The organism is Streptomyces sp. NBC_00988, from assembly GCF_045162645.1.
Taxonomy (GTDB): domain Bacteria; phylum Actinomycetota; class Actinomycetes; order Streptomycetales; family Streptomycetaceae; genus Streptomyces.
In genome coordinates this window covers 1,667,982-1,692,660 of record NZ_CP108730.1, presented here as the reverse complement: position 1 = coordinate 1,692,660, position 24,679 = coordinate 1,667,982, and the positions used below count along the sequence as shown (strand labels likewise).

Below are 24,679 nucleotides of genomic sequence, written 5' to 3'. Positions count from 1 at the left end.
GGTTGGGCAACTTCCAGCTTCCGTGGACCCCTAGCCGGCCAACCGCCGGTCCAGCGCCGTCACCGCATCCCTGAACGCCCTCCCCAACCCGGGCCGCGCCAACCGCAACACACCCCGAAACACCGCAGCCCCATCCGCGGCGAACGTCCACTGAACCCGAGTCCCACCCTCGACAGGAGTCAACCGCCACTCCTCGACCAACGCGCGAATCCCCGGCGCATTGGTCACATCGACCCGATACGCGTACGTCTCCGGTGACTTGGCCACCAACACGGTCTCGTCGAACCGTGTCCCACCTCGCAGCCGAATCTCTCGCCCCGCCCCGTCCCCGGTCGGCCGTGCGGCCGTCACCGCCGAGAACCACTCACTCCAGCCGGCCACATCCTCGGCGAGCGCACTGAACACGGCGTCGGGCGGCGCGGCAACCTCCCGCGCGAAGACCAGTCGTACGGGCGCGGTCTCGACGAAGTCGATCCCCACCGGACGTAGACGGTGAGCCATGGTCAAACCTCCGCTACGCAACGGCAGTTGGGGTCAGGGAAGGGGTCACCTTAGCTGACGGGGCATCAGATGTCTGCCCCGTCACCGACTTCGCCCGCCACCACGAGCCGTAGATGCTCGGAGATATCGGCGCGCGCCTCCGCCGGCAACCCCGCGTCCGTCACGAGCGTGTCGACCTGTTCCAGCGCGGCGAACGAACTCAGGCCCACCGTCCCCCACTTGGTGTGGTCGGCGACGACCACGACCCGCCGCGCGGACTGCACGAGCCGACGGTTGGTCTCGGCCTCCGCGAGGTTCGGGGTCGACAGGCCGGCCTCGATCGATATGCCGTGCACGCCGAGGAACAGCATGTCGAAGTGGAGCGCCGCGATCGCCTGGTCGGCCACCGGCCCCACCAACGAGTCGGAGGGGGTGCGCACTCCACCGGTCAGCACGACCGTCGCCGCGCCCTGCCGCTGCCCCGAGGTCCGCTGCGCCGCGTGGAAGACGTCCGCCACCCGCACCGAGTTGGTGACCACGGTGAGGTCGGGGACCTCAAGCAGGTGATGCGCGAGCGCGTACGTCGTCGTGCCGCCCGAGAGCGCGATCGCCGTGCCCGGCGCGACCAACTCCGCCGCCGCCCGCGCGATGTCCTCCTTGGCGGTCAGCTCCAGGCCCGACTTCGCCTCGAAGCCCGGCTCGTGCGTGCTCGCCTCGACGACCGGGACCGCTCCGCCGTGCACCTTCTCCAGGACGCCCTGGCGGGCCAGCGCGTCGAGATCGCGGCGCACGGTCATGTCCGACACGCCGAGCTTGCGGGTCAGTTCGTTGACGCGGACGCCACCGCGGCGCCGGACCTCGTCGAGGATCAGGGCGCGCCGCTGCTCCGCGAGGAGGTTCTGATTCTCACTCACGTACGCTCCGGTCCTTTCGCCGCAACCCGTCAGACTGCCCGCGCGCCCGCCCCGACCAGGACATTTTCCCCGGCGGCGGTGCGCGGACGCCCCAATCCTCGCACGCCCCCGCAAGCACCGCGCCACCGCCTGTCCCGACGCGCACATGTCATCCGGTCATCATCCGTCGCTCGCGTGTCACACGGATCGGGGAGATTCGGTGACGGGGCGTGTGCGACGCGCCGGAAAGGACGATGCTGGTGTGCACACGGACACAGACAGACAGTGCGTCACGGGGGATGTGCGAACAGTGGAGCGTGTACAGGAACACGCCGTCACGAGCGAGCCGAAGAGCCTCGCCGGACGGCCCGATCAGACCGAACCCGCCCTGGAACTCCTGGTCCACGGAGTCGGCGGCACCACACCCGAGAAAATGCTCGGCGATCCACGAACGGTGCGGATCACCGGCGACGACACGGCGGCCGTCTTCCGGCGCGCTGCCGACGTGGACGCCGAGTCCCGGCCCGCCGACCAGCGCACCGGACCGATCCGCGAGGCCTACGTCTGGTGCAACCTCACCTCGGGCAACGGCACGCGCGCGTTGTGGCTGTTGCTGCTGCCGTTCATGGTCGTCAACCTCGCGCACTGGATGCGCCCCACCGCCCGCGACCGGAAACGGACGGTGCGTTTCTACGGCTTGCTGGTGCGGCTCGCGGGACTGACCCTGACCGTGCTGCTCGTCGCGGCCGCCTGCGAGGTCGCCCTCGATCTCGTCGCCTGGCAGTGCGCCGGCACGCGCGCGTGCGCCGAACGGCACACCTGGCTGGGCTTCCTGTCGCCCACGATGTCCCACGACAGCTGGTGGAGCCGCCCCGGCCGCCGCCTCGCGCTCGCCGCCCTGGTGCCGACCGCGCTCACCGTCCTCCTCTGGTACCTCTCCCGCCGCACCTGGAGCGAGTACGAGTCCCAGCAGCCGATGAACCGCCGGCCCGAGCCCGACGACGAGACCGGCCACAGCTCCCTGGGCCGCCCCGGCTTCTGGTACGGCCGCCGACTGGTCGCCCGACTGCGCGCCGCCCACACGGCGGCCGGCCTCCTCATGGTCGCCGCGGCCGTCACCGTCTCGGCGGCCCGCTTCGACCGCGGGCCCGACGGCTCCGACCCACTGGCCCGCCTCGGCACACTCCTGGAGACCGCACTCGCCGGCCTCGCGTTCGTCGTGGTCTACGTAGTGTGCCGCCGGGGCCGCAGCGAGAACCGCCTCGACCAGGCCCTCGACCGCCGTCTCGTACGCCGCCTGCCGCTCGGCGCGCTCCTGCTGCTCGCCGTCTCCCTCCTCTACGCCGGCTGGTCGCGCCCGGGGTGGCAGTCGTCCGGGCGGCTGCCCGGAGACACCGCCTTCGGCGGAATCGCCCTGGTCCAGGGCCTGTTGGTGATCGTCCTGGCCGTCGTCGCCCATCTCCTGCACCGCACCCACCCCGATCCGCGCTCCGCGATGCGGGGCCTCGGCGGACCGGCCGTCGCGATGCTGGCCTGCGCCCTGGGCGGCGTGATGTCCGGCGGGGTCTCGCAGCGGGTCTCCGACTGGCTGGACGGCACCGGGACGTCCATCGCGGGCCCGCCCGTCCTGCTCACCTGGCTGGCCTCGGTGATCCCGACACTGCTCGTCGTCGTCCTCGTCCTCTGCGCCGGAATCGGCCACCGCACCTGGCGGCTGCGCCGTGGCGAGCTGGCCGCGGTGGCGCGCGACTACCCGGGCGAGCGCAGGGACCGGGCGCGCACCGCCCGGATCGCGAGCACGCGCGCGATGGCCGCGCTCACCGACCGTGGCCCTCTCCTTGTCGCCGTCATCTCCACCGCGACCCTGCTCCTGGGCGCCGGTGCGCTCGTCGGCGCCTTCACCACCGACAGGACACCGGAACGCGCCGGAGGGGACGGCCACGCCTTCGTGCACGGCGCCGCCCAGACCTCGCAGGGCCTCGGTTCCTGGCTGATCGGGCTCGGCTTCATCCTCTTCGTCACCTGGGGCAGGCGCGCCTACAAGGACGCCTCCGCGCGGCGCACGATCGGCATCCTGTGGGACGTCGGCACCTTCTGGCCGCGCGCCGCCCACCCCTTCGCCCCGCCGTGCTACGCCGAGCGCGCGGTCCCCGACCTGACCTGGCGGATGGCCACCTGGACCCGCGCCACCGGCGGCCGCCTCGTCATCTCGGGCCACTCCCAGGGCAGCGTCCTCGCCGCCGCCGCGGCCTGGCAACTCAAACCCGCCCAACGCAAACGCGTAGCCCTGCTCACCTACGGCTCACCCCTGGAGCGCCTCTACGGCCGCTGGTTCCCGGCCCACTTCGGACCGGCCGCGCTGACCCGACTGCACCGCGAGGTCGACTGCTGGCGCAATCTGTACCGGCTCACCGACCCCATCGGCGGCCCGGTGCGCGTGTCCGGCGACTGCGGCCCCGAGGTCGACCACGAGCCACCCCTCAAGGACCCACTGGAGTACGGCCGTACGGCACGACATCCGCTGCCCGCGCCGATCCTCGGCCACTCCGACTACCAGGCCGACCCGGTGTTCGCCGAGGAACGCGAGCGGCTGCTGGCCCGGCTGCGGCCCGAGGTGCCGCCTCAGGGCAGCTCGGGCAGGTCCTCCGCGTAGAGCAGGGTCAGGTCGTCCGTGCTCGGCTCCTCGAACTGGGCGACCCGGCTCGCGTGCCGCTCCACCATCGCCTCGAAGGTCTGCCGCGCGGTGCGGCCGTTGCCGAACGCGGCGCCCTTGGGGATCGCGGTGAAGTACTTCGTCAGCCCTTCGGAGGCGCCCTCGGCCAGCCGGTACTCGTGCTCCTCGGTCTGCTGCTCGACGATCCTGAGCAGTTCCTCGGGGTTGTAGTCGCTGAAGGTGATGGTCCGTGAGAAACGGGACGCCACACCGGGGTTGACGGACAGGAACCGCTCCATCTCCGCCGTGTAGCCCGCGACGATCACCACGACCGCGTCCCGGTGGTCCTCCATCAGCTTCACGAGCGTGTCGATGGCTTCTTTACCGAAGTCGCGTCCCGAGTCCTCCGGAGAGAGGGCGTACGCCTCGTCGATGAACAGGACTCCACCGCGCGCCTTGTCGAAGGCCTCCTGGGTGCGGATCGCGGTGGAGCCGATGTGCTCGCCGACCAGGTCGACGCGGGACACCTCGACGAGATGCCCCTTCTCCAGGACTCCGAGGGAGGCGAGGATCTCGCCGTAGAGCCGGGCGACCGTCGTCTTGCCGGTGCCGGGGGAGCCGGTGAAGACCAAGTGCCGTTTGACGGAGGCCGCCTTGAGGCCGGCCTGCTGGCGGCGGCGGCCCACCTCGATCATGTCGGTGAGGGCGCGCACCTCGCGCTTGACGCTGTCCAGGCCGACCAGCGCGTCGAGTTCACCGAGGACGTCCTTGGAGGAGCGGGACTCCTTCTCCGGGTCCGTCGCGGGGATCAGCGGGTCCTGCTCGGCCGTGCGCTGGGTGGGGATCGCGCCCAGCACGCTGGTCGACTGGCTCGCCGTCTCCACGGCTGTCTCGTGTGTGGTGGGCGGCTTGAGGCCGCTCTCGTCGCTGGTGCAGTCCTCGACGACGGGTCCCGTGCCGGGCGCCGCGTCCGGTCCGGCGTCCGCGAACTCGTATCCGCCGCGCGCGCATCGCTCCGTACGGCACTTCTTGAGCGTCGTACGGCAGCCGTCGATCACATGGAAGCCGTAGCCGCCGCTGCCCGTCACACGGCAGCCGAGGAAGGTGCCCCGGCCGCCCGCGGAGACGTAGAAGCCCGCCTCGGCGGGGGAGTCGACCGTGCAGCGCTCGATGGTGGGGTCGGCGCCCTTGGTGACGATCACGCCGGTCTGGGTGGCGTCCACGGTGCAGTTGTTGAGGGTGCCGCCGCTGCCGTGGTCACGGAACCACGCGCCCGTGGCCGCGTCCCGGATCCGGCAGTCGTCGAGCTGCGCGGTGGCGCCGTCGCTCACCGACACGGCCGTGTTGCGGACCTGGGAGATGTCGCTGTCGACGACGTCCGCGCGTGAGCCGCGGTCGAGCACGAACAGCGCGTCCGGTACGTCGTGCACCCGGCACGAGTCGAGGACCGCGGTCGCGCCGTCGCTGACCCACACCGCCGGGTAGTCGCCGGTGCTGTCGAAGATCTCGCACTGGTTGGCGTCCACGCGCGTGCCCGGGTCCCACACCGACAGTCCGTTGCGCCCGAACTGACGCACCGTCGTCCGGGTCAGCGTCAGCACCGAACGGGAACGCAGATCCACCGCGTTCTCCGGGATGTCGTGGATGCGGCAGTCGGCCAGCGTCAGCACCGCGTCGGTGTCGAGCGTGACGCCGTCCGCGGCCGTACGGTGCACATCGCAGTCGGTGAGGTGCGCGGTGGCCCGGCCGGTGATCTGGACGCCGCTGCCCCGCGTCTCGTAGACCTCACAACCCACCGCCTCCAGCGCGGAGTTCTCCCCCGTCGCCGACAGGCCCACCCCCGAGGCGTGGTGGATACGGCAGCGCTCCAGGCGCGGGTGGCCGCCGCCGCGGACCGCGACGCCCGCCTGGCCGGCCGAGACGACCTCGCACTCCTCGAACACCCCGCCACCGCCGTCGAGTACGGCGATCCCGATGCCGGCCGGGTTGTCGACCGTGCAGCGCCGCACGGTGGGGCGGGCACCGCCGCGGACCTCGATGCCGGACGCGGAGCGCGTGACGATCCGAAGGTCCGTCAACTCCGGTGCGCCGTCCTCGACAAGGAGGGCGGGCGCGGCCGAGTCCTGGCCCTCGACATGCAGGTCCTGGACGATCGCCGAGGCGCGGACGGTCAGCGGCACGCCGTCCAGGGGCGCGATGCGCACCGAGCCGGGCGAACCCTCGGGGCCGCGCAGGGTCACCGACCGCTGCACGACGAGGTTCTCCCGGTAGGTGCCGGGAGCGACGGTCAGTACGTCGCCCTCGGCCGCGGCCTCCAGGGCGGCGGCGAGCGACGCGTACTCACCTGTGCGGCGCCGCCACCGCGATGTACCGGTGTGCGTCACCTGGACCGTGCCCTGTGCCATGGCGCTGCTGTGCCCCCACCTCGTGGTACGCGGGTTGATGCCGAAGCCTTCGCCGGTCCACCGTAGCGTGCGTGCGGGCGGTGGGTTGACCAGAGCCGGAAGGCTGTCAGCTGCCGGTGCCGGTCCGGCCCCAGTCCGGGCCCGCCCGCTCCCACGCCCGGTCCCAACGGGCGTACCTGCGGCGGACCATGCGCCACAGCACGAACCGTCTGCCGCTGTCGACGAGCCCGGCGGTCAGCAGTGCCGCGCCGAGCCCGGCGAGCACGGCATGGGTCGTCGCCGTGGCCGAGTCCAGCGGGCGGGCCACTATGTGTCCCTGCTGGTCCGTCCAGAGCCTGAAGTGGTCGCCCGCGTGCGGGGTGTTGAGGCTCGCCATCACCGAGCCGTGGTGGGTGGTGCCGTCCGGGGCGGTCCAGTCGGCGAGGACCTTGCTGCGGATGTCCCGCGCGGTGGACGAGTCGGGGTCGGGGTCAAGCTCGGCCCCCTTCAACTTCTTGACCACCGTCGCCGTCACGACGTGCCGGACCGCGCGCTGCTCCCGCACCGACCGCTGCAGGCTGTCCTGCGCCACCATGCCGACGAGCGAACCGATCGCGGGTGCGGCGACCAGGACCACCAGCAGGACCACGAGGGCCAGCCAGGCCTCGACCAGATCGGTCGCGCGACGCAGCGGATTGCGCCGCCAACGCCACAGACCCCTGATTGCTCCCACCGTCCCGCACCCCCTTCCCGCTCCGTGATAACTCCAGGTGTGGCCGTTCACCCAAGAGCCCCGGCAAAGAGAGAGCGAAATCACCTCTCACCGGGCCTCTCATGAACTTCTCACGGGATCTCAACGACCGGGCCCACGGGGAGGGTTCCCGCCTCGCGCGCTCTTCGGCGGAACCTCGTGCGCTCTCGGCGGAACTCCGCCTACGCGAGAATCCGGACCGGATCACCGACGCGGATCGTGCCGGTCGACCGGGGCACCAGGTTCTGCCCGAAGATGAGCTTGCCGCCGATACGGCGGTGCCGGGCCAGGGTGCGCAGGGGCTCCTTGCCGCGCTCGGCGGTGCCCTGGTCGGTGGTGGTCACGACGCAGCGCCCGCACTTCTTCGCGACCCGGAAGGCGACCTCGCCGATCGTGACGGCCGACCAGTCGTCCTCGGCCCAGGCGGCGGTGCCAGCGACGACGACATTGGGCCTGAACCGGTTCATGGGCAGCGGGCCCTCGTCCGGGTGATCCCCTTGCGCGACAAGGGAGTTGAGGGCGTCGAGGGAGGCCTCAGAGGTCAGCAGAAGCGGATAGCCGTCGGCGAAACTGACCGTCTCACCGGGAAGCGCGTAGTCCGGGTCGACGGGCCTGCGCGTGGCGGGATCGTCCATGTGGACGAGACGCACCCCGAAGCCCAGATGGTCGCTGCACCAGATGTGCGCGGTGTCCGAGCCCGGCACCGCGTCGACCTTGGTACCGAAGATCTCCATCGCCACGGTGGTGACCGGCTCCGGAACGGGCACGGTCAGCGGGTCACGGCCGGGCGCGGACAGACGAACACCGCCGCCGGGCAGAAGCTCGGCGGCGGCCAGTGTGAGACGCGGGTGCTCGCGTTGCGTGACGACCTTTCCCCCGTCGTCGATCAGCACCCAGCGTCGGTCCCCGGCCAGTCCCCAAGGCTCCACGAGAGCCTCCCGGGGCGAGAAGCCCCGGAGCGCCTTGACCGGATGAACGTGGATCGACCGCAGCTCCGCATTCCCCATCGCTCCATCGTGCCAGGTGGCACCGACAACGCAGGGTGCGGATCAGTAACCGCGGTACTGCTGCTGCTGGTTGTTGTACGGGTCCTGCTGGTACGGAGCCGGGGCCGGGCGGGGAGCCGCCGGACGCATCGCCTCGTAGCCGGCCGGAGCCGCCATCGGGCGCGGCTGCTGTTGCTGCTGCCCGGGGTAACCGCGCGGCGGGGCCTGCTGCGGGATGTAGGCGGCGGGCGCCTGCTGCAGCGGGGCGGGCTGCTGTGCCTGCGGATAGCCGTAGTTCTGCGAGGGACCCGCCGGCAGAGCGGGCAGTGCCGACGGCAGCGCCGGCAGGTTGCTCCCCGGCATGTCGTAGGCGGCGGGGACCCGGATCGGGGCGATCTGCGGGGTACCCCGCTCGGCCACGAGGGAGTCGTAGATCGGGGTGTCCGGGAAGGAGGCGGAGTAGTAGCCGCCGCCATAAGTGGAGCGGGGGGAGGTCATGGCACATAAGTTAAGCCCACGATGTGCTGGTTGGGGAGACCGATTAGAGGGTTGTTTTCCGTGTCGGGGGTGGCACGGGATCCCCAATGCGAGCGAACTTGCCAAAAAAGGGCATCGACCTGTGTTCGGATCGGGTAAAAGCCTAGTTCCCGGCGGGTTACCAGCGGTTGACCGACGGTGTTTCCGCGCCCCTCATGGGCGTTCGCCGCCCCGGGGAATAGGTTGTGCGGGTAGACACCCGATGGGCTGCCGGGGCGTGTCCTGGCACGGTGACACGTGATATGGGGGCAGACATGTCGATGCCGAAGGGATCGAATGTTCCGGTGCCGACGACGGCACTGCGCGTCGAATTGGGCTGGCGGTCAGGACCCGGCGTCCCGGACGCGGACGCCTCGGCGCTGCTGCTGGTCGACGGGAAGGTCCGTTCCGACGGCGACTTCGTGTTCTACAACCAGCCGGCGCACTCCTCCGGCGCGGTCCGCCACGAGGGCAAGGGCAACGCCGGCGGGAAGGTGACCGACAGCCTGCTCGTCGACCTCGCGCGCGTGGAGCCCGCCGTCGACCGCATCGTCCTCGCCGCCTCCGCCGACGGCGGAACGTTCGGCCGGGTCCCCGACCTGTACATCGAGGTCCGGGACGCCGTACAGAACACCGCGGTCGCCCGCTTCGACAGCACGGGCGCGACGGTCGAGACCGCCTTCGTGCTCGGCGAGTTCTACCGCCGCCAGGGCGCCTGGAAGTTCCGGGCCGTCGGCCAGGGCTACGACAGCGGACTCGAAGGCCTGGCGACCGACTTCGGTATCACCGTGGACGAGCCGCAGCAGGCGACACCGGCCGCGACCATGCCGGCGCCGGCCGGGCCGGCGGTGACCATGCCGCCGCCCTCCGGGCCGCCCGTGAACCTGCCGCCGCCGGTCCAGCCGCCCGTGACCATGCCTCCGCCTCCGGTCGCGCCTCCGGTGAGCCCGCCCCCTTCGGCGGCCCCGGTGCGGTTGTCCAAGGTGACGCTCACCAAGGCGGCACCCTCGGTCTCCCTGACCAAGCAGGGCGGCACCTCGGGCGCCATGCGCGTGAACCTCAACTGGGAGGTGCGCAAGCAGTTCTCGGGCTGGGGCAGCAAGCGCGGCCGGGCGGTCGCGATGCACGCGGACCTCGACCTCGACCTGTGCGCCCTGTACGAACTCGCCGACGGCCGCAAGGGTGTCGTCCAGGCACTCGGCAACGCATACGGCTCGCTGCAGCGGCCCCCGTACATCCATCTCGACGGCGACGACCGCACCGGCGCGTCGGCGAGCGGCGAGAACCTCACCGTGAACCTCGACCACATCAAGGACTTCCGGCGCATCCTCGTCTTCGTGACCATCTACGAAGGCGCCCGTTCCTTCGCCGACCTGCATGCCACGGTCACCCTCCAGCCGCAGCACGGCGCCGCGATCGACTTCGCGCTCGACGAGTGCACGGTGCCCTCCACGGTGTGCGCGCTCGCCCTGATCACCAACACCGGAGGCGATCTCGTCGTCCAGCGCGAGGTCCGTTACCTCGTCCCCGACCGCGGGGTGAGCCCGCAGCGGACCGTCGACCGCGTCTACGGGTGGGGCATGAACTGGACCCCAGGTCGCAAGTGAGCCCTCAGCTCCCGTCGCCGACGACAGCGTCCGGACGCGCGTACGTGCGGCCCTTCCAGGCCGCACCGCGTCCCCTGTAGTGCTGCACCGCGGAATCGACGGTCATCAGGAGGTACAGAAACGCGGTGAACGGCAGCAGGGGAGCGAGCCACAGCGGCTGCCCGTAGTAGCGGAGCATCGGGAGGTATGTCCCCGTCATCACCAGCCACGCGAGACCGCCGAGGACCGCGGTCGCCGTACTCCCGACGGCCAGACCAGTGAACAGGGCCACCGGGGGCACGAGATACACCAGCGCCAAGCCGACGACCGTGCCCAGGAGGAGCAGCGGGTTGTGCCGCAGTTGCGCGTACGCGCTACGCGAGACCATCCGCCACAGGTCGTGCAGCCACGGATACGGGCGCACGCTGTCCACCCGCTCGGCGAGCCCCAGCCAGATGTGGCCCCCGCCGCCCTTGACGGCCCGCGCGAGTGCCACGTCGTCGATCACCGCCTGCCGGATGGCGTCCGGGATCCGCGCCCGCTCGGCGGCGTCGGCGCGCAGCAGGACACAGCCGCCCGCCGCGGCTGCGGTCCGTGCCGAGCGTTTGCCGATCCGGCGGAACGGATACAGCTGCGCGAAGAAGTAGACGAACGCCGGCACCACGAGCCGCTCCCACGGGCTCTCCACGCGGAGCCGGGCCATCAGCGAGACGGCGTCGAAGCCGCCGGTGCGGGCCGCCGCCACCAACTCCCGCAGGCTGTCCGGAGCGTGCGCGATGTCCGCGTCCGTCAGCAGCAGGTACTCGGGCCCACGCACGCGTGCCAGACCGATGCCGTGCCGTACGGCCCACAGCTTGCCGGTCCAGCCCGCGGGTGGTTCGCCGGGGGAGTCCACGGTCAGCGGCAGGCCGCCGTGCCGGGACGCCAGCTCGCGGGCCAGCTCCCCGGTGCCGTCCGAACTGCCGTCGTCGACAAGGAAGATCTCGGCCCGCCCGGGATAGTCCTGGCCGAGGAGCGAGGGCAGGCTCTCGGGCAGTACGGCGGCCTCGTCGCGGGCCGGGACGACCACGCACACCGACGGCCAGTCGTCCGGGTCGGTACGGGCCGGGAGCCTGATGTCCGTACGCCAGAAGAAGCCCTGACAGAGCAGCAGCCACAGCCAGGCGGCGAGTGATCCGGCGGCGATCCACACGATGGCGCTCACGGGCGCAGTCTGCCCCACGGCAGCGGATCCACCGAGGCCATCGTCTATCGTGGCCGGGTGAAGATCGCGCTGATGGACTCCGGAATCGGCCTTCTGGCGGCCACCGCTGCGGTACGGCGCGTGCGCCCCGACGCGGATCTCGTGCTCTCCCTGGACCCCGAGGGGATGCCCTGGGGACCGCGGACTCCGGAGGACGTCGCCCAGCGCGCGCTGGCCGTTGCCGAGGCCGCCGCGGCGCACAGGCCCGACGCCCTGATCATCGGCTGCAACACCGCGACGGTGCACGCCCTGACGGTCCTGCGTGAGCACCTGGAGCCCGGTATCCCGGTCATCGGTACGGTCCCGGCCATCAAGCCGGCCGCCGCCGGTGGCACGCCCTTCGCGATCTGGGCGACGCCCGCCACCACCGGCAGCCCCTACCAGCGCGGCCTCATCAAGGACTTCGCCGACGGCGTCCAGGTCACCGAGATCCCGTGCTGGGGACTGGCCGAAGCCGTGGAGCACGGGGACGAGGTGGCCATCGACGCCGCCGTCGCCGCGGCCGCCGAGCTGACCCCCGACGATGTAACGACCGTCGTCCTGGGCTGCACCCATTACGAACTGGTCGCCGAACGCATCCGCGCCGCCGTGCAGCGCGCCGACCGCCCGCCGCTCGTCCTGCACGGCTCCGCCGACGCGGTGGCCGCCCAGGCACTGCGCCGGATCGGTGAGAAGCCCGCCCCCGAGGCGCTGCCCGATGGCACCGTGACGGTGCTCCTGAACGGCCGTGAGGGCGCGCTGCCCGCCGCCGCGTCGGTCTACGCCGAGGGCCGACTCCTGCGGGCCGTCACGCCCGCCCACTGAGCACCGGCGACGGACCGGATCCTGTGCGTCCACCGTGTCGCCGCACAAAACGGTCACCCTCCGCAACGGCGTACCCGCGCAGCGAAACCTGAGTAGTCTCGTAGGCATGAGGGACCACCCCCGCGACGAAACCTTCCCGCAGAGCGAGATCTGGACCGGACGCGCCACCAACCGGTTCCAGTGGCTGCTGGCGCTCGCCGGTGCCGCCTGCATGGCGCTCGGCATCGAGCTGGCCGTGGACTCCACCTGGACGTCCGGCATCGCCCCGCTCGTCATGTCCGTCGTCGGGTGCATCGCGGCCGGACTGCTCATGCTGTTCGGCACGCTCGCCTTCGTGCACGTCGGCCTGAAGGTGGACACGGAGTCCCTCGAAGTGCGCTGCGGCCACATCGGTGTGCCGCGTCGCCGCATCCCCCTCGCGAGCGTCGCGGGCGCCGAGTTCGCCCCGCACGTCACCCCGCGTCAGTGGGGCGGCTGGGGCTACCGCTGGCGGCCCGAGAAGGGCACCGCGGTCGTCGTGCGGCGTGGTGAGGGCATCGTCCTGCGGCTGTGGGACGGGCACACCTTCACGATCACCGTGGACAACGCGGAGGCGGCCGTACGGATCATCACGGACCGGCTGGCGCCGCCCAAGACCGGCGCGGTGCTCTGACGCGCTCCTCGTCCGTCACGGGGCCGATCGGTCGCCACGCGCGTGTGCGTCCGGCCCGGTGCGTGAGGCGTCGTCGGCGATCGGATGGGCCGTGGCCAGCCCGGCCAGGAAGCCCGCGCCGACCGACACCGAGGTGAAGCTCAGCGCGTTGCCGACCGCAGCGACGATCGCGAGGCCCGTCAGCGCGGCGCCCGCGGTGAGCGCGATCGGGGTGGAGCGCGTGGTGCGCCACAGCGCGTGGAGCACCCAGCCGTAGGCCGCCGCCAGCAGGAGCACGCCGACGATTCCCTGCTCGGCCGCCAGCTGAAGCGGCGCGGAGTGCGGTTTGCCGTCCGGGAGCAGGGCCTCGGCCGCCGCGCTGCTCAGCTCCCCGAAGCGTCCGGGGCCCACCCCCAGGGCGGAATCCTGATGCGCCATGTGCAGGGCGTCCTGCCACAGCTGGACCCGGTGCGGGGTCAACTGGCCCTCCAGGGACGCGGTCAGCCCGTCCGGGAGGACGTTTCCGGCGACGGCCCAGGTCGCGCCGGCCACCAGCGCCGTGGCCAGACCCAGGCCCGCGATGCCCAGACCGCGGCGCCGCATCCGGCCGGCGGCGAGCGAGCACAGCAGCACCGCCGTGCACAGGACGAATCCCGAGAGCGAGCCCAGGACGGCCGCGGCGACCGTGATCCCGGCCGCCAGCAGTCGTAGCGCGAGCCGCAGGCCCGGTGCCGAGGCGGCCCAGGCGGAGCAGCACGCGGAACCCACGGCCAGGGTCAGCAGGGCCGCGGTCGCACCGGCGTGACCGAGCGGAACGGCGAACTGGGGGCCCGGGGCGAGACGCGGTTCGGCCAGCGCCATACCGAGCCCGGCCAGCGCCCCCACACAGGGCGCGGCGACCGGTACGAGCGCCCCGGAGATCCGCCCCGACGCGTAACCGGCGGCGACCGCCAGGACCGCGAGCAGCACGCCCTCGGGCCGGCCGTCGTGCATGGCTGCCGTGATCAGCGACCACGCGGCACACGATCCGAGCACCGCGATGCCCGCCGCATCCGAAACGTTTCGTCTTTCACTGTCGGCGTCCGGACCGGTCGCCGACGCCATCCCCGTGGAACCCACCCCGCCGCCCCCTGAACCGGGCCGCCCCCGACCCGTGACCGGCCCCGGCCGTCCTGGCCTGGACCGACCGCACGACAGGGGCTCCGGCACACCGTAACGGCTGATGACCGATTTGTGGACGAGTTGCGCAGGAACGATGCTGCTGCGGCCCTGCTCAGTGCCCGGGCTGCCATTCGGACCGTGCTGTCGGCGCCAAGGTCGACGGCCGTACACTCCCGGAGTGACCGTCACCGCAACTTCCGTGGACGAGTCGGACCAGCTGAAGCCGCAGGCCCCGCCCGCATCGCGCCTCGTCCGTCTGGTCCCGGCCGCCGTAGCCGCACTCTCCGGAGTGCTGCTCTACGTCAGTTTCCCGCCGCGCACCCTGTGGTGGCTGGCGCTGCCCGCGTTCGCCTGTTTCGGGTGGGTGCTGCGCGGCCGGAGCTGGAAGGCGGGACTCGGACTGGGCTATCTCTTCGGCCTCGGATTCCTGCTGCCGCTGCTGGTGTGGACCGGCGTGGAGGTCGGCCCCGGGCCCTGGATCGCCCTGGTCGTGGTCGAGGCGATCTTCGTCGCGCTGGTCGGCGCGGCCATCACCGCGGTCTCGAAGCTGCCCGCCTGGCCGCTGTGGGCGGCGGCGCTGTGGATCGCCGGTGAGGCGGTACGCGCGCGTGCCCCCTTCCACGGCTTCCCCTGGGGCAAGATCGCGTTCGGCCAGGCGGACGGCGTCTTCCTGCCGCTCGCGGCGGTGGGCGGCACCCCGGTCCTCGGCTTCGCGGTCGTCCTGTGTGGCTTCGGCCTGTACGAGATCGTCCGCCTGGCCCTGGAGAGCCGGAACACCCGTGTCGTACGGCGGTCCGCCGCGGCCGTGGCGCTGCTGAGCGTGGCCGTACCGGTGGTCGGCGCGGTCGCCGCGCGGGCGCTGGTCAGCGACAAGGCCGAGGACGGCACCACGACGGTCGCGGTCATCCAGGGCAACGTCCCGCGCGCGGGGCTGGAGTTCAACGCCCAACGGCGGGCCGTGCTCGACTACCACGTCAAGGAGACCCTGAGGCTGGCCGCGCAGGTCAAGGCGGGCAAGGTCGCCAAGCCCGATGTCGTCCTGTGGCCGGAGAACTCCTCCGACGTCGACCCCTTCGCCGACGCCCAGGCGTACACCGACATCGACGAGGCGGCCAAGGCGATCGGCGCGCCCATCTCGGTCGGCGGTGTCGTCGAACGGGGCGGCAAGCTCTACAACGAGCAGATCCTCTGGGACCCGGTGAAGGGCCCGACCGACACCTACGACAAGCGGCAGATCCAGCCGTTCGGCGAGTACCTCCCGATGCGCTCACTGCTCGGCGCGATCAACAAGAACTGGACCAGCATGGTCCGCCAGGACTTCAGCCGGGGCACCAAGCCGGGCGTCTTCACCATGAACGGCGCCAAGATCGGCCTGGTCACCTGCTACGAGGCGGCCTTCGACTGGGCCGTGCGCTCCGAGGTCACCGACGGCGCCCAGCTGATCTCCGTGCCCAGCAACAACGCGACCTTCGACCGCAGCGAGATGACCTACCAGCAGCTCGCCATGTCCCGGGTCCGTGCGGTCGAACACAGCCGGACCGTCACCGTCCCGGTGACCAGCGGCGTCAGCGCGATCATCATGCCGGACGGGAAGATCACCCAGAAGACCGGCATGTTCGTCGCCGACTCCCTGGTCCAGAAGGTGCCGCTGCGCTCCTCGGAGACCCCGGCCACGAAGCTCGGCATCCTGCCCGAGATGGCCCTGGTGCTCATCGCCGCGGCCGGCCTCGGCTGGGCGGTCGCCGCCGGTGTGCGCGGGCGACGCGCGGGGGACGTGTAGCCGTACGCCCGCTGTACTCCCGCCGCGCGCGCGGCAGTTCGTGGAGCAGCCATGGATCGTCCCGTTAGGGTCGGAGCATGGCTACTCCTGATTTCATCCGTACGATCCGGGCCTCCGCGGGGCATCAACTGCTCTGGCTTCCCGGGGTCAGCGCCGTCGTCTTCGACGACGCGGGTCGCGTCCTGCTGGGCAAGCGGGCGGACAACCACGAGTGGGCGTTGCCCTCCGGCATTCCCGAGCCCGGTGAGCAGCCCGCGGCCTGCGCGGTGCGCGAGGTGTTCGAGGAGACAGCCGTCGAGTGCGTCGCGGAACGGGTCGTCATGGTGAAGGCCGGGGGACCGATCCGTTATCCCAACGGAGACGCCTGCCAGTTCATGGACATCACGCTGCAATGCCGGGCCGTCGGTGGTGAGGCGGCCGTGAACGACGACGAGTCGCTGGAGGTCGGCTGGTTCGAGCTGGACGCGCTGCCCGAGATCAGCGATCACCAGCTGTTCCGGATCAAGCAGACCCTGGCCGACGTACCCACATGGTTTGACACCACGAGTTCCGACTGAAGTATGTGCTCGGCCCATATGTGGCGGTGTGGGGGCGCTGTCTAGGCTCGCCACATGACCGTGCCCAACGCCCTCCCGGGGACCCACGCCAGCCTCCTCGACCTCAGCGGCCGTACCGCCCTCGTCACCGGCGCCGCCGGCGGTATCGGCCGCGCCTGCACACTGCGGCTGGCGGCCGCCGGGGCGAAGGTCAGAGCGGTCGACATGGACGCCCCGGGACTCGCAGAGCTCGCCGAGCAGGCGCAGGACCTCGCGGGCACCGTCGAACCGCACGTCCTCGACCTCACCGACCTGGACGCCGCCGAGCACTCCGCCGCCGGCACGGACGTCCTGGTGAACAACGCGGGGCTGCAACTGGTGCGCCCCATCGAGGAGTTCCCGCCCGACGTCTTCCACACGGTGCTCACCGTGATGCTGGAGGCGCCCTTCCGGCTCATCCGCGGCGCACTGCCCCACATGTACGGGCAGGGCTGGGGGCGGATCGTCAATGTGTCCTCCGTCCATGGGCTGCGCGCCTCCGCCTTCAAGTCCGCGTATGTGGCCGCCAAACACGGTCTGGAAGGACTCTCCAAGACCGCCGCCCTCGAAGGCGCACCCCATGGCGTCACCTCGAACTGTGTGAACCCCGCCTATGTGCGCACACCCCTGGTCGAGAGACAGCTCACCGACCAGGCACAGGCGCACGGCATCCCCGAGGAACGGGTCCTGACCGAGGTGCTCCTGCAGGACAGCGCGGTCAAACGGCTCATCGAACCGGAGGAGGTCGCCGAGGCCGTCGCCTATCTGTGCGCCCCGCACGCGTCCTTCATCACCGGAACCTCGCTGGTCCTGGACGGCGGATGGACCGCGCACTGAAGCACCTCGTGCGTAGGTGATTTTCGAGTTGTCCACAGGCCTGACCGGCCGGCCCGGCGATGGGGAATCCTGTGAGCATGTCCAGCGATCACGTGCAGTCCGCCGAGCGTTCCGCCACCGTCTCCGGTGCCGCAGCGCGACCGAGCAGTGCCGAGACGCCGTTCCTCGAACTGCTGGCCCGGGGCGCCTCCGCCGACGCCTATGAGCAGCCGGTGCTGCTCGCCCGCGCCGACGGAAGACCGGCCGAGGCGATCGCCGGGCTAGGGTCCGTCTTCAAAGATCATTGAGTGGTGGATCATGGTCGGGTGATACGCCGCCATGAACTCACCGACCTGGAGTGGGAGTTACTTGCTCCGCTCATACCGCGTGCCGCGACGGGACGACCGCGCGTGCCAGACCGGCAGGTCATCAACGGGATGGTCTACAAGATCCGGACCGGGGTCTCCTGGCGTGACCTGCCGGAACGTTACGGGCCGTGGCAGACGGTCTACACCCGCTTTCGCCGCTACGCGTTGGACGGCGTGTTCACCCGGGCACTCCAGCAGATCCAGGCCGGCGCGGACGCTGTCGGCGACATCGACTGGCTCGTCCAGATCGACTCCACCATCGTCCGCGCCCACCAACACTCGGCCGCCACCGGCCGAAAAGGGGGATCAGCCGGCCGGACGAACCGGACGATCACGCCCTCGGCCGATCCCGAGGCGGACTGACCACCAAAATCCACCTCGCCTGCGACGGCCGCGGCAGGCCCCTGGCCGTCCTGCTGACACCCGGACAACGCCACGACAGCACCTGCGCGCGTCCCCTCCTGGAACGCATTCGCGTCCCGCGTATGGGACCGGGCCGACCCCGTTGCAGACCCGACCAGGTCGTCGCCGACAAGGCTTACAGCTCTCGTGGTTTCCGCGCCTACCTGCGCAAACGCGGAATTGCATGCACCATCCCGGAAAAGACCGACCAGAAGCGTCACCGCCACAATCGCGGCTACCGAGGAGGCCGGCCACCCGCTTTCGACCGCCGGCTCTACCGTCGGTGCAACGTCGTCGAGCGCTGCTTCAACCAGCTCAAGGGCTTCCGCGGCATCGCTACCAGATACGACAAGACCGCCACCTCCTACGAGGCAGCGGTCAATCTCGCGTCATTCCTACTCTGGGCAAGATCCGTTTGAAGACGGACCCTAGAACACGCCAAGGTGCTCGCGCTGCGCGTGCGTTCGGAGCTGGAGGGACGCCGACGGCGCGAGGCCGAGCTGTCCGCGCTCTTCGAGACGGCCCACGACCTTGCCGGACTGCGCGACCTCGACGCCGTACTCCAGGCGATCGTCCAGCGCGCCCGGTCGCTGCTCGGCACCGACATCGCCTACCTCAGCCTCAACGACCCGGCCAGGGGCGACACTTACATGCGGGTGACCGAGGGTTCGGTCGCGGCCCGGTTCCAGCAGCTGCGGCTGGGCATGGGGGAGGGGCTCGGCGGACTCGTGGCCCAGACGGCACGGCCGTACGTCACCGACGACTACTTCAAGGACGACCGCTTCGAGCGCACCCTCACCATCGACTCCGGGGTGCGGGACGAGGGGCTGGTGGCGATCCTCGGGGTGCCGTTGATGCTCGGGCACCGTGTCATCGGGGTGCTGTTCGCGGCGGACCGGCGGGCGCGGGTCTTCGAGCGGGAGCAGATCGCGCTGCTGGGCTCCTTCGCCGCGCTCGCCGCGGCCGCCATCGACACCGCGAACCTGCTCACCGAGACCCGCTCGGCGCTCGCCGGTCTGGAGCGCGCCAACGAGATCATCCAGGACCGCAGCGGAGTCATCGAGCGTGCGTCGGACGTCCACGACCGGCTCGCCGAGCTCGTCCTGCGCGGCGGCGGGGTCCATGACGTCGCCGCCGCGGTCTCCCAAGTCCTCGACGGAGCGGTCGAGTTCACCGAGACCGACGCCGCGCCCACGAAGGCGCTGGAAGCGTCCCGCGTCGGAGGGCACGCGGTACGGCATCGGGACGACTGGATCGCCGCCGTGGCCGCCGGCGGCGAACTGCTCGGCGCGCTCGTGCTGCGCGGCCACCCCGGTCTCGACCCCGTGGACCAGCTCACCCTGGAGCGCGCCGCGATGGTCACCTCGCTGCTGCTGCTCGCCCGGCGGTCGGCCGCCGAGGCCGAACAGCGCGTGCGCGGAGAGCTGTTGGACGACCTGCTCGACGCCCGTGACGGTGACCCACGGCTGCTGCGGGAGCGAGCGTGCAGGCTGGACGCCGACCTGGACGCCACCCATGTCGTCCTCGCCGCCCGGCTCGACGGCACCGCCGCCGCCGCCGACCACGAGGCCGCCGCCCGCAGACGCCTGTGGTCCGCCGCCTCGCACCTCGCCGGGACCCGGCACGGACTGGCGGCCGCCCGCGACGGCGGCACGGTTCTGCTGCTGCCCCTCGATCCCGGCGACACCGCCACTGACCTGGCCCGGCGCACCGCCACCCACCTGGGAGCGGCGGTCCACGAAGCGGTCACCGTCGGCGCCTCCGCCGCCGTTGAGAAACCCGGCACCCGGCCCGACGCCGTGGTCGCCGCCTACGAGGAGGGGCGCCGCTGCCTCGACGCCCTGCGGCTGTTGGGCCGTACCGGAGACGGCGCCGCCGCCGAGGACTTCGGTTTCCTCGGGCTGCTCCTCGCGGGGGACCGGGACATCGGCGGCTTCGTCGAGCGGACCATCGGGCAGCTCGTGCGCTACGACGAGCGGCGCGGCACGGATCTGCTGCGCACCCTGGACGCCTACTTCGCGCGTGGCATGAGCCCGGCCCGGACGAAGGACGACCTGCACGTCCACGTCAACACCGTGGCCCAGCGGCTGGAGCGGGTGGGCCGGCTCCTCGGCGAGGACTGGCAGGAACCGGGACGCGTGCTGGAGATCCAACTCGCGCTGAGACTACGGCGGTTGGCAGGTCCGGTGCGGCGGTGACCCTCGTAGGCGCGAGGCGTACGAGGGCCGGTACCGCGCGTGGCGATCAGGCGGTGCGAGCGTCTGCGGCGTCCTTCGTGGGAGCGGTCGCAGGCCGGTCGTCCGTGGTGGACTCGATCTCGGTCAGGTCGTGGTGCCGGGTCTCCTTGGCCATGCCCACCGCGACCAGGGTCAGGACGACCGCCGCGATCACATACAGGGCGATCGGGGTCGAGCTGTCGTAGTCGGCCAGCAGGGCGGTGGCGATCAACGGGGCCGGGGCGCCCGCCGCGACCGAGGCGAACTGGGCGCCGATCGAAGCGCCGGAGTAGCGCATCCGGGTCGCGAACATCTCGGAGAGGAAGGCGGCTTGGAGTGCGTACATCGCGCCGTGCAGGATCAGGCCGACGGTCACGGCGGGGACCTCAGCGGCACATGTGGTGGAACACCATAGTTCGGGGGACGAAGTGCGTGCGGCGACCATGAGTTGAGGGTGCTAGGGCAGGATCGAGTCGATGTATCCGCCGTCGACGCGCAGGGCTCCGCCTGTCGTGGCCGAGGCCTGGTCGGAGCTGAGGTAGACGACCATGTGGGCGATCTCCTCGGGCTCGATGAGCCGTTGCAGGAGGGACTGCGGCCGGTGCTTCCGCATGAACTCGCGCTGGGCCTCGTCCCAGGGCAGGTCGCGGTCGACGAGTTCGTAGACGAAGTCCTCCACGCCGCCGGTGTGGGTGGGTCCGGCGATGACCGAGTTGACGGTCACACCCGTGCCCGCCGCCTGCTTCGCGAAGCCGCGGCCGACGGCGAGGAGCGCGGTCTTGGACATGCCGTAGTGGATCATCTCGGCCGGGATGACGACCGCCGAGTCGCTGGCGATGTACTGGATCCGGCCCCAGCTGCGCGCCGTCATGCCCGGCAGGTACATACGGGTCAGCCGTACCGCGGCCAGCACGTTCACCTCGAAATAGTGCCGCCATTCCTCGTCGCTGATCTCCAGCGGGTCGGCGGAGCCGAAGATGCCCAGGTTGTTGACGAGGATGTCCACCTCGGGCAGCGCCTCCAGGACGCGCCGGGCGCCCTCCTCGTTCGCGACGTCGGCGGCCACGGGGACGAAGTCCGCACCGGGGACCTCGGCCGCGAGCCGTGCCACGCCCTCCGCGACCCGTTGCTCGTTCCGGCCGTTCACCCCGACCCGGGCGCCGGAGCGCGCGAGTCCGGCGGCGATCGCCGCGCCGATGCCCTGCGTCGACCCCGTCACCAGGGCCGTGCGTCCGGTCAGATCGATCTGCATGTGGAACCAGTCCCCTTGTGTGTCCGCTTGTGTGTCTGGGCGTGATGGCGCGTCTGCTGTCAGCCTGGCTGCAGGGTGATCGGGCCGCCACTTCGGTCGATACGGACGGGCGCGGTGATGCTCATGGCCGGATACCGCCCTCCCTTAAAAGTCCGGACCTGATTCGGGCTCTCTTGGTGAACCTCCCCGTACCCCCGTGCGTAGCCAGTGCGGTGCCCGCGGCGATCCCGTGGGCGCACCCATCGTCGACGGAACAGGAACGGATGGACTCAATGATGAGATCTAGGACCGCGACGCGACTCCCGCTCGACCGTCCCGCCCGCTCGCTCATCGGGCGCGGGCGTGCGCTCGGCGTGGCGCTGGCCCTCGGCGCGTTGCTCGCGTCGGGCGCGACAATGACCCTCGCCGCTCCGGCAGTTGCCGCGACGGGAGACGTCAAGTGCCCGTCCATGGATTGCGTACGGATCGCGCCGGCGGCCGGTTCACCGGTCGCCATCGCCTCCGACAACGCCGGCGCGCTGTACCTGGCGTACTCGGGAGGCGATCTGCTCAAGCTCGACCTGGCCACCGGAGCGCTCGACACGGTCACCACCGGTCTTGGCAACCTCCGCGGAGTCGCCGTCGCCGACGGCAGTGCGTACATCACCGCCTTCGACGGCACGCTTCAGCAGGTCACCCTCGCCACGGGCGCTCGCCGTACCCTGGCCGCCGGCCTGCCCTCGCTCTTCGGCGTGGCCCGCTTCGGCACCACCACCTATGTCACCGACGGCAACGGAGAGATCGTCGCCGTCCCGGACGGCGGGACGTCGCGCGTGGTGGCCACGGGGCTCGGCTTCTCCTACGGCCTCGCGTTCGACAAGGCGGGACTCGCCTACACCGCGGACATGGGCCAAGGCCGCATTCTGCAGACGAACGTGGCCACCGGTACGACGCGTGTGCTGGCCAGTGAGACCTACGAACCCACGTCGATCTCGGTCGGCGGCGACGGCCTGGTCTACTTCATGGTCGGCGACGAGGTGAAGCGGGTGAACGCCGCCACCGGAGTGCAGTCCCACGTCACCAACCTCGTCGGGATCAACACCTTCAGCTTCTCGCTGGCGGCGTCCGGAGACGCGTACATGGCCGGTGGCGCCGGCGACGGTCTGTGGCGGATCGTCGGCCTGACGTCGCGATGAGGCGGTAGGCGCCAGTGATCGGGGAAGGGTGCCCGGCGGGGTTTCTGCCTGCCGGGCACCCTTCGCGTTCCCTCAAGTGACGCGACCTGGCACGTTGGCAGGCAGACCTCGTTACCGACGTCCGCCACATCCACGGCGGGAGCTATCCGGCTGTGTGCCGCAGTCCCGCCAGGACCACATCCGTGATCCTTTCCGCCTCGGTGCGGGTGAAGGGGCGCAGGCCGCGGCTGACGTACAGGTGGACCGGGCCGGTCAGCATCTCGGCGAGGAAGTAGCCGTCGACCGGCGGCAGTTCACCGCGTGCCACGGCATGGTCCACGACCTGCTGGAGTCTGGCCAGACGCTGCTCGAAGATCCGGTTGACGGGCAGGGCGACATCGGGGTTCTCGCCCGCGTCCTGGATGGCGCGCTGCATGGCGCGGCCGGTCGTGGTGGACAACAGGCCGGCCAGACCCACCAGGTAGTCGACCAGATCGTGGCGCAGATCTCCGGTGTCCTCCAGTTCCACCGAGCCCGCGTACTGGAGCAGTGCCGCGTTCACGAGCTCCTCGCGGTCGGGCCAGTTGCGGTAGACGCTCGTCTTGTGCACGCCGGCGAGTTCGGCGACCTCCTCGTAGCGCAGGGCGGCGATGCCGTCCCGTGCGACGAGGTGCAGCGTCGCCTCCAGGATCCGGGTACGGGTGCGGGCCGTGCGGCCCCCCGGCCGTCGCGCGGTCACCGGCCCTGGTGCGTCGTCTGTGTCCTGCTCTCGGGTCGCCGTCACACCCTCACCCTAATGCTTAATGCAACAGATTGATGTGTTAGCTTTAAAGCAACAGATTGACGCTTTTAGATGCGCGGCAAGCTGTTCCCGCAGTACCCCGCAATCGACCGAACAGGACAGGACTCCCCGTGAACATCCTTGTCTCCGGCGCCGGCATCGCCGGCCTGGCCACGGCACTGGAACTCGGCAGCCGTGGCCACCAGGTGACCCTCGTCGAACGCGCCGCACACCTGCGCGTCACCGGCGCTCCGATCGACGTCCGCGGCGACGCCGTCGAGTTCGCCGGCAGGATGGGGGTACTGCCCAAGCTCCGTGAGCAGCGCATCCGGATGGCGGAGCACGGCGTGTTCGTCCATGCCGACGGTTCCGTGGCCGCCCGTCTGCCGGTCGAGGAGATGAGCGATTCCGGAGACGACATCGAGATCGCGCGCGAGGACCTCGCCCGTACTCTCGCCGACGCACTGCCGGAGTCGACAGACATCGTGTTCGGCGACTCCGTCGACGCACTCACCGACGACGGCGACGGCGTCGACGTCCACTTCGTCTCCGGCCGCGCCGAACGCTTCGATCTCGTCCTGGGTGCCGACGGCCTGCACTCGGTCACCCGCAGGCTGGTCTTCGGGCCCGAACGTGACTACGTGCGCCACCTGGGCCTCTACGTCGCCCTCACCGACCTGCCCGCCGAAGCCCGGGCCGACCGGACCAGCCCGCTGTACAACTACCCCGGCCACCTCGCGAGCATCGCCCGCTACAGGAACAAGGCGTTCGGAGTGTTCCTCTTCCGCTCCGGGCTCCTCGACTACGACCACCGCGACCTCGACGCCCAGAAGGAGATCCTCCTGGACGCCTTCGCGGGACACACCGAGTGGAAGATCCCGCAGCTGCTCGACGCGGTCCGCGCCGATCCCGAGTTCTACTTCGACTCGGTCAGCCAGATCCACATGCCCACCTGGTACCGGGGCCGTATCGCCCTGGTCGGCGACGCCGCGCACTGCGCGGCGCTGCTCTCCGGCCGCGGCACCTCACTGGCCATCAGCGGCGCCCACTTCCTCGCCGAGGAACTCGAAGACGCGGGCGGCGATCACACGGTGGCGTTCGAACGCTACGAGCAACGCCAGCGCCCCTACGCCGAGTTCGCCCAGAACAGCGTCACGGACGGCGGCGAACTCATCGTGCCCTCCACACAGGAAGCGATCGACGCGCGCAACGCGCGGCTCCAGGCCGTCGCCGCCTGACGGTGACAC

The 24,679-nt window shown here is 71.2% G+C and carries 21 protein-coding genes and 2 pseudogenes; 12 read left to right on the top strand and 11 right to left on the bottom strand.

What is annotated here, in order from left to right; genetic code table 11:
- Positions 1 to 30: 30 nt before the first annotated feature.
- Positions 31 to 501, bottom strand: coding sequence for an SRPBCC family protein (locus OG496_RS07830; protein ID WP_366495135.1), 471 nt, complete (start codon positions 499 to 501; stop codon positions 31 to 33).
- A gap of 65 nt (positions 502 to 566) precedes the next feature.
- The gene (locus tag OG496_RS07825; protein WP_366495134.1) at positions 567 to 1,394 is read right to left on the bottom strand and encodes a DeoR/GlpR family DNA-binding transcription regulator; all 828 of its coding nucleotides are present in this window, start codon (positions 1,392 to 1,394) and stop codon (positions 567 to 569) included.
- A gap of 289 nt (positions 1,395 to 1,683) precedes the next feature.
- Between OG496_RS07825 and OG496_RS07820 the strand changes: the two genes are divergently transcribed.
- Positions 1,684 to 4,026: a hypothetical protein gene (locus OG496_RS07820; RefSeq protein WP_405970167.1), complete on the top strand. Its 2,343-nt coding sequence runs from the start codon at positions 1,684 to 1,686 to the stop codon at positions 4,024 to 4,026.
- Here OG496_RS07820 and OG496_RS07815 read toward each other — a convergent pair.
- The 4 genes from OG496_RS07815 to OG496_RS07800 form a co-directional block, all read right to left on the bottom strand.
- The gene (locus tag OG496_RS07815) at positions 3,996 to 6,431 is read right to left on the bottom strand and encodes a right-handed parallel beta-helix repeat-containing protein (protein ID WP_405970166.1); all 2,436 of its coding nucleotides are present in this window, start codon (positions 6,429 to 6,431) and stop codon (positions 3,996 to 3,998) included. The genes OG496_RS07820 and OG496_RS07815 overlap by 31 nt on opposite strands.
- Before the next feature lie 106 nt (positions 6,432 to 6,537).
- Positions 6,538 to 7,143: a hypothetical protein gene (locus tag OG496_RS07810; protein ID WP_405970165.1), complete on the bottom strand. Its 606-nt coding sequence runs from the start codon at positions 7,141 to 7,143 to the stop codon at positions 6,538 to 6,540.
- Positions 7,144 to 7,343: 200 nt separating this feature from the next.
- Positions 7,344 to 8,168, bottom strand: a complete 825-nt coding sequence (locus OG496_RS07805; protein ID WP_405970164.1) for an MOSC domain-containing protein — start codon at positions 8,166 to 8,168, stop codon at positions 7,344 to 7,346.
- Between the two features lie 42 nt (positions 8,169 to 8,210).
- Positions 8,211 to 8,645 (bottom strand): DUF6643 family protein, encoded by a 435-nt coding sequence (locus OG496_RS07800; protein ID WP_033278532.1) that lies wholly within the window; start codon positions 8,643 to 8,645, stop codon positions 8,211 to 8,213.
- Positions 8,646 to 8,944: 299 nt separating this feature from the next.
- On the opposite strand from OG496_RS07800, the gene OG496_RS07795 reads away from it, so the two are divergent.
- Complete coding sequence (locus OG496_RS07795) at positions 8,945 to 10,270, top strand: TerD family protein (protein ID WP_366495388.1); 1,326 nt, start codon at positions 8,945 to 8,947, stop codon at positions 10,268 to 10,270.
- 4 nt (positions 10,271 to 10,274) lie between these two features.
- On the opposite strand, the gene OG496_RS07790 is transcribed toward OG496_RS07795, so the two are convergent.
- Positions 10,275 to 11,441 carry a glycosyltransferase gene (locus OG496_RS07790; RefSeq protein ID WP_405976581.1) on the bottom strand — a complete coding sequence of 389 codons (1,167 nt, stop codon included), beginning with the start codon at positions 11,439 to 11,441 and terminating at the stop codon, positions 10,275 to 10,277.
- A gap of 69 nt (positions 11,442 to 11,510) precedes the next feature.
- Between OG496_RS07790 and OG496_RS07785 the strand changes: the two genes are divergently transcribed.
- On the top strand, positions 11,511 to 12,296 hold the full coding sequence (locus OG496_RS07785) for a glutamate racemase (RefSeq protein ID WP_405970163.1): 786 nt from the start codon (positions 11,511 to 11,513) through the stop codon (positions 12,294 to 12,296).
- A 106-nt stretch (positions 12,297 to 12,402) separates the two neighbouring features.
- Positions 12,403 to 12,948 carry a hypothetical protein gene (locus OG496_RS07780; RefSeq protein ID WP_366495127.1) on the top strand — a complete coding sequence of 182 codons (546 nt, stop codon included), beginning with the start codon at positions 12,403 to 12,405 and terminating at the stop codon, positions 12,946 to 12,948.
- A 15-nt stretch (positions 12,949 to 12,963) separates the two neighbouring features.
- Here the strand turns inward: OG496_RS07780 and OG496_RS07775 are convergent, their stop codons facing one another.
- Positions 12,964 to 14,031 carry an O-antigen ligase family protein gene (locus OG496_RS07775; protein WP_405976580.1) on the bottom strand — a complete coding sequence of 356 codons (1,068 nt, stop codon included), beginning with the start codon at positions 14,029 to 14,031 and terminating at the stop codon, positions 12,964 to 12,966.
- Positions 14,032 to 14,266: 235 nt separating this feature from the next.
- Here OG496_RS07775 and lnt point away from each other — a divergent pair, with 235 nt between their 5' ends.
- The 6 genes and pseudogenes from lnt to OG496_RS07745 all read left to right on the top strand — a co-directional run bounded on the left by lnt (position 14,267) and on the right by OG496_RS07745 (position 20,227).
- Complete coding sequence (lnt, locus tag OG496_RS07770; RefSeq protein WP_405970162.1) at positions 14,267 to 15,868, top strand: apolipoprotein N-acyltransferase; 1,602 nt, start codon at positions 14,267 to 14,269, stop codon at positions 15,866 to 15,868.
- Between the two features lie 77 nt (positions 15,869 to 15,945).
- The gene (locus tag OG496_RS07765; protein WP_405970161.1) at positions 15,946 to 16,425 is read left to right on the top strand and encodes an NUDIX hydrolase; all 480 of its coding nucleotides are present in this window, start codon (positions 15,946 to 15,948) and stop codon (positions 16,423 to 16,425) included.
- A 54-nt stretch (positions 16,426 to 16,479) separates the two neighbouring features.
- Positions 16,480 to 17,280, top strand: a complete 801-nt coding sequence (locus OG496_RS07760) for a 3-hydroxybutyrate dehydrogenase (protein WP_405970160.1) — start codon at positions 16,480 to 16,482, stop codon at positions 17,278 to 17,280.
- Between the two features lie 77 nt (positions 17,281 to 17,357).
- A pseudogene (locus tag OG496_RS07755) lies at positions 17,358 to 17,543 on the top strand (hypothetical protein); the annotation flags it as partial.
- A 45-nt stretch (positions 17,544 to 17,588) separates the two neighbouring features.
- A protein-coding gene (locus OG496_RS07750; RefSeq protein WP_405976579.1) for an IS5 family transposase occupies positions 17,589 to 18,448 on the top strand; the annotation gives its coding sequence in 2 pieces (ribosomal slippage) (positions 17,589 to 17,937 and positions 17,937 to 18,448; 861 coding nt in all).
- A gap of 39 nt (positions 18,449 to 18,487) precedes the next feature.
- On the top strand, positions 18,488 to 20,227 hold the full coding sequence (locus tag OG496_RS07745; protein ID WP_405970159.1) for a helix-turn-helix domain-containing protein: 1,740 nt from the start codon (positions 18,488 to 18,490) through the stop codon (positions 20,225 to 20,227).
- Between the two features lie 46 nt (positions 20,228 to 20,273).
- Here OG496_RS07745 and OG496_RS07740 read toward each other — a convergent pair.
- Positions 20,274 to 20,630: pseudogene (locus OG496_RS07740) on the bottom strand (MFS transporter); the annotation flags it as partial.
- Between the two features lie 72 nt (positions 20,631 to 20,702).
- On the bottom strand, positions 20,703 to 21,497 hold the full coding sequence (locus OG496_RS07735; RefSeq protein WP_399392803.1) for an SDR family NAD(P)-dependent oxidoreductase: 795 nt from the start codon (positions 21,495 to 21,497) through the stop codon (positions 20,703 to 20,705).
- Between the two features lie 275 nt (positions 21,498 to 21,772).
- On the opposite strand from OG496_RS07735, the gene OG496_RS07730 reads away from it, so the two are divergent.
- Positions 21,773 to 22,672 carry a hypothetical protein gene (locus tag OG496_RS07730; protein WP_405970158.1) on the top strand — a complete coding sequence of 300 codons (900 nt, stop codon included), beginning with the start codon at positions 21,773 to 21,775 and terminating at the stop codon, positions 22,670 to 22,672.
- A gap of 142 nt (positions 22,673 to 22,814) precedes the next feature.
- On the opposite strand, the gene OG496_RS07725 is transcribed toward OG496_RS07730, so the two are convergent.
- Positions 22,815 to 23,435: a TetR/AcrR family transcriptional regulator gene (locus OG496_RS07725; RefSeq protein WP_405970157.1), complete on the bottom strand. Its 621-nt coding sequence runs from the start codon at positions 23,433 to 23,435 to the stop codon at positions 22,815 to 22,817.
- 128 nt (positions 23,436 to 23,563) lie between these two features.
- Here OG496_RS07725 and OG496_RS07720 point away from each other — a divergent pair, with 128 nt between their 5' ends.
- The gene (locus OG496_RS07720; protein ID WP_405970156.1) at positions 23,564 to 24,670 is read left to right on the top strand and encodes an FAD-dependent monooxygenase; all 1,107 of its coding nucleotides are present in this window, start codon (positions 23,564 to 23,566) and stop codon (positions 24,668 to 24,670) included.
- The last annotated feature ends 9 nt before the right edge of the window (positions 24,671 to 24,679 follow it).

Bases quoted from the DNA above. Each gene is read 5' to 3' on its own strand.
- OG496_RS07830 (WP_366495135.1), bottom strand. From the start codon at position 501: ATGGCTCACCGTCTACGTCCGGTGGGGATCGACTTCGTCGAGACCGCG.
- OG496_RS07815 (WP_405970166.1), bottom strand. From the start codon at position 6,431: ATGGCACAGGGCACGGTCCAGGTGACGCACACCGGTACATCGCGGTGG.
- OG496_RS07805 (WP_405970164.1), bottom strand. From the start codon at position 8,168: ATGGGGAATGCGGAGCTGCGGTCGATCCACGTTCATCCGGTCAAGGCG.
- OG496_RS07800 (WP_033278532.1), bottom strand. From the start codon at position 8,645: ATGACCTCCCCCCGCTCCACTTATGGCGGCGGCTACTACTCCGCCTCC.
- OG496_RS07795 (WP_366495388.1), top strand. From the start codon at position 8,945: ATGCCGAAGGGATCGAATGTTCCGGTGCCGACGACGGCACTGCGCGTC.
- OG496_RS07780 (WP_366495127.1), top strand. From the start codon at position 12,403: ATGAGGGACCACCCCCGCGACGAAACCTTCCCGCAGAGCGAGATCTGG.
- OG496_RS07775 (WP_405976580.1), bottom strand. From the start codon at position 14,031: ATGGCGTCGGCGACCGGTCCGGACGCCGACAGTGAAAGACGAAACGTT.
- OG496_RS07765 (WP_405970161.1), top strand. From the start codon at position 15,946: ATGGCTACTCCTGATTTCATCCGTACGATCCGGGCCTCCGCGGGGCAT.
- OG496_RS07760 (WP_405970160.1), top strand. From the start codon at position 16,480: ATGACCGTGCCCAACGCCCTCCCGGGGACCCACGCCAGCCTCCTCGAC.
- OG496_RS07735 (WP_399392803.1), bottom strand. From the start codon at position 21,497: ATGCAGATCGATCTGACCGGACGCACGGCCCTGGTGACGGGGTCGACG.
- OG496_RS07730 (WP_405970158.1), top strand. From the start codon at position 21,773: ATGAGATCTAGGACCGCGACGCGACTCCCGCTCGACCGTCCCGCCCGC.